The organism is Streptomyces sp. ATLC9, assembly GCF_057196705.1.
In genome coordinates this window covers 1-2,820 of record NZ_JBXUOY010000428.1, presented here as the reverse complement: position 1 = coordinate 2,820, position 2,820 = coordinate 1, and the positions used below count along the sequence as shown (strand labels likewise).

Sequence of the window (2,820 nt, the reverse complement as noted above, 5' to 3'; positions counted from 1 at the left end):
ACCCGGCCCGGCGCTTCACCGTCTCGGCCGCCGTCCTGCGCCATCTGCTGGCCGACCCCCTGCTCCCGGCGGCCCTGCTGCCCCGCGGCTGGCCGGGCGCGGCGCTGCGCGCCCGCTACGACGCCTTCGAGGCGGACCTGCGCGCCGTCCTGCGGCGGTACGCCGCACCGGACTGACCGGCCGGCGGGACTCCCGCCGGCCTCGGAAACCCCCGCCGAGCCCCGCCCGGCCACATGGAACGGTGTGCGATGACACCCCGGCGCGGTACCGCACCCGCGCCGGGAGCGCCGGAGACCGCCCCGGACGTGCACCGCCCGGGGCCGTGGGGACACACGCGCACCGGCGTCCACGCGGTCCGCTCCGGCGTCCACCGAACGCCGGCCGGTGCCGGCCGGGCCGGCGCACCGTGGACCGGGGCGGGTCGCGGCCTCCCTCTTCGGCCCGGCTCGCGCCCGGCACTGCCGCCCGCCCGTGCGCGTGCGCGGCTCGGCCGCGGCGGCCACGGCTCAGCGCGGGGCGAGCACCACCCACACCCGCCCCTCGGCGAAGGTCATCGGTTCGCCCTCCGCGGTGGTGAACTCTGTGCCGCTCTCCGCCGACGGCCGTGACCAGCGCGCCTCGTACGCCCGGCCGCCGCGCAGCACCGTCGCCTCGCCGGAACCGACGGTCTCCGAGTACGGGCTGACGCTGCCGCCGCGGTCCTGGAACCGGGAGTCGCGGATCTCCACGCGCTGGACGACGACCGTGGGAGCCCCGAGCCGGTCGCCGTCGGCGGTGGTCGCCTCCCGGCCGTCGATGGACACCAGCCAGCGGTCGTCCTCCCGCGACCAGGTGAAGGAGTACCGGGCGGCGGGGAAGCGGACGGTCTCCTCGGTCTCGGCCCGGCCGCCCGGCGGCGCCGAGCCGAAGCGGAAGCCGATGCCGGAGGCGCCGCTCACCCCGGCGGGCGCCTCGCGCAGGGCGGCTCGGGGATCGAGGTACATGTTGTGCGGGGCGGAACGGTCCGCACTCCGCGAGTAGGCGCCGGGTGCCTCACCGGGCGGCACCAGGTGGAGCGGGGACGCCTCCAGCACCGGCACCAGCCCCGACTGAGCCCCGGAGTAGGCCAGCGCCGGCTCGCCGAACTGCCGCAGCAGCTCGATGTCGGACTCCCGGGCGCTGCGCACCGGGCCCACGGAGGGCGGCAGGTCGGAGGAGTACACGGCCAGCAGCCGGGTCAGACCCGACTCGACCTGCTCCACGTAGACGATGTCGGCCCGCTCCAGTCCCGTCTGGGGGCGCGCGGCCGGCACGTTGTCGATCTTCACGGCGAGCACCGGCGCCGAGGCGTCGGCCACGCTCTCGCCGGTGAACGGGGAGCGGCTCTCCTGTTCCCCGTCGCCGTTCCCCGTTCCCGGGCAGCCCGTCAGCAGCGCGGCGCACGCCACCGCCGCCGCCAGCGCCCGGATCCGCGTCCGCACGGCCCGCCGCCCCGTGCCCCGCCCGCTTCCAGCCGTCCGCATCGCTCGCCGTCCCTCCGGCAGGGCGCCGCCGCGCCGCCTGATGACCCCTTCGCCCCATCCCTTGACCGGGGCGGGCGGTTTCATGTCCGCTTGCCCCGCGAGGGTGACAACACCTCCGTGCGCGGCTCGTACGCGCCGGGGGAGTGTGTTCAACCGGCGCACACCCCCGCTCCCCGGAGCGGTCACGCGAAGTCCAGCCGGCCCGGCGAAGAAGGAGGAGAGCCGGCCCCGCCGTACGGCGGGGCCGGTGATCCGCCGCCGCCCGGACCAGGAGGACCCGTCGTGTCCGCTTCCGCCGTGCCAGCCGTGCCCGCCGCCCTTCAGCCCCTCTCCGCCCTCCCCGGTGTTCCCGCCCAGCCCTCCGCACCCGCACCCTCCGGCGACGGCTACACCGTCTCCCTCGCCCGCGACGAGGCGGACGTACGGGCCGCGCAGCGCCTGCGCCACGAGGTTTTCGCCGGGGAGCTGGGCGCCCGTCTGTCCGGCTCCGAACCCGGCCTGGACACCGACTCCTTCGACGCCCACTGCGACCACCTCCTGGTGCGGGAGCGGGCGACCGGGCAGGTGGTCGGCACCTACCGGCTGCTGCCGCCGGAGCGGGCGCGCGCGGCCGGGCGGCTGTACGCCGAGGGCGAGTTCGAGCTGGACGGGCTGCTGGACGGCGCCGGCCTGCGCGGGGACCTGGTGGAGGCGGGCCGCTCCTGCGTCCACCCCGACCACCGCGACGGCGCCGTCATCGCCCTGATGTGGGCCGGCATAGCCCGCTACCTGAAGCGCACCGGCCACAACTGGCTCGGCGGCTGCTGCTCCCTGCCGCTGGCCGACGGCGGGGCGACGGCCGCCGCCGTGTGGGCGGCGGTCGCCGAGCGGCACCTCGCCCCCGCCGAGCACCGGGTGCGCCCCCGGCTGCCCTGGCGTGCCGGGGGCGTGGAACCCGTGCCGCACGCCACTGCCCGGGCCACCCCGCACGCCGCGCCCCGCACCGCGCTGCCGCCGCTGCTGCGCGGCTATCTGCGTCTGGGGGCGAAGGTCTGCGGAGAGCCCGCCCACGACCCGGACTTCGGCGTCGCCGACCTGTACGTGCTGCTGTCACTGCGCGACACCAATCCGCGCTACCTGCGGCACTTCCTCTCCCTCCTCCCGGCCTGACGGCACCGGCGGGGAGAGGGAGGGGGAGAGGATGGGCACGCCGGACGGGACGGACCCCCGGGCGAATCCGTGGTTCCCCTTCTCGCCCTGCACCGTGGCCGGCTGCCTGCCCCGCCGCCCGGCGGGCGCCGGGGCGGTGCGGCGGGTGGCGCGCTGGGCGGCCCTGGCC

At 77.8% G+C, this 2,820-nt stretch carries 3 protein-coding genes; 2 read left to right on the top strand and 1 reads right to left on the bottom strand.

Annotation, left to right across the window (positions count from 1 at the left end; all coding sequences use genetic code 11):
* Positions 1 to 35: 35 nt before the first annotated feature.
* A complete protein-coding gene (locus AC2CJA_RS25825) occupies positions 36 to 176 on the top strand; it encodes a PaaX family transcriptional regulator C-terminal domain-containing protein (RefSeq protein ID WP_484605086.1) in 141 nt (46 codons plus the stop codon).
* Between the two features lie 330 nt (positions 177 to 506).
* Here AC2CJA_RS25825 and AC2CJA_RS25820 read toward each other — a convergent pair whose 3' ends face one another.
* On the bottom strand, positions 507 to 1,502 hold the full coding sequence (locus tag AC2CJA_RS25820) for a DUF3048 domain-containing protein (RefSeq protein WP_484605084.1): 996 nt from the start codon (positions 1,500 to 1,502) through the stop codon (positions 507 to 509).
* A gap of 306 nt (positions 1,503 to 1,808) precedes the next feature.
* On the opposite strand from AC2CJA_RS25820, the gene AC2CJA_RS25815 reads away from it, so the two are divergent.
* Positions 1,809 to 2,651 (top strand): GNAT family N-acetyltransferase, encoded by an 843-nt coding sequence (locus AC2CJA_RS25815; RefSeq protein ID WP_484605085.1) that lies wholly within the window; start codon positions 1,809 to 1,811, stop codon positions 2,649 to 2,651.
* Positions 2,652 to 2,820: the final 169 nt, after the last annotated feature.

Coding starts and splice junctions, on each gene's coding strand:
- AC2CJA_RS25820 (WP_484605084.1), bottom strand. CDS start 1,502: ATGCGGACGGCTGGAAGCGGGCGGGGCACGGGGCGGCGGGCCGTGCGG.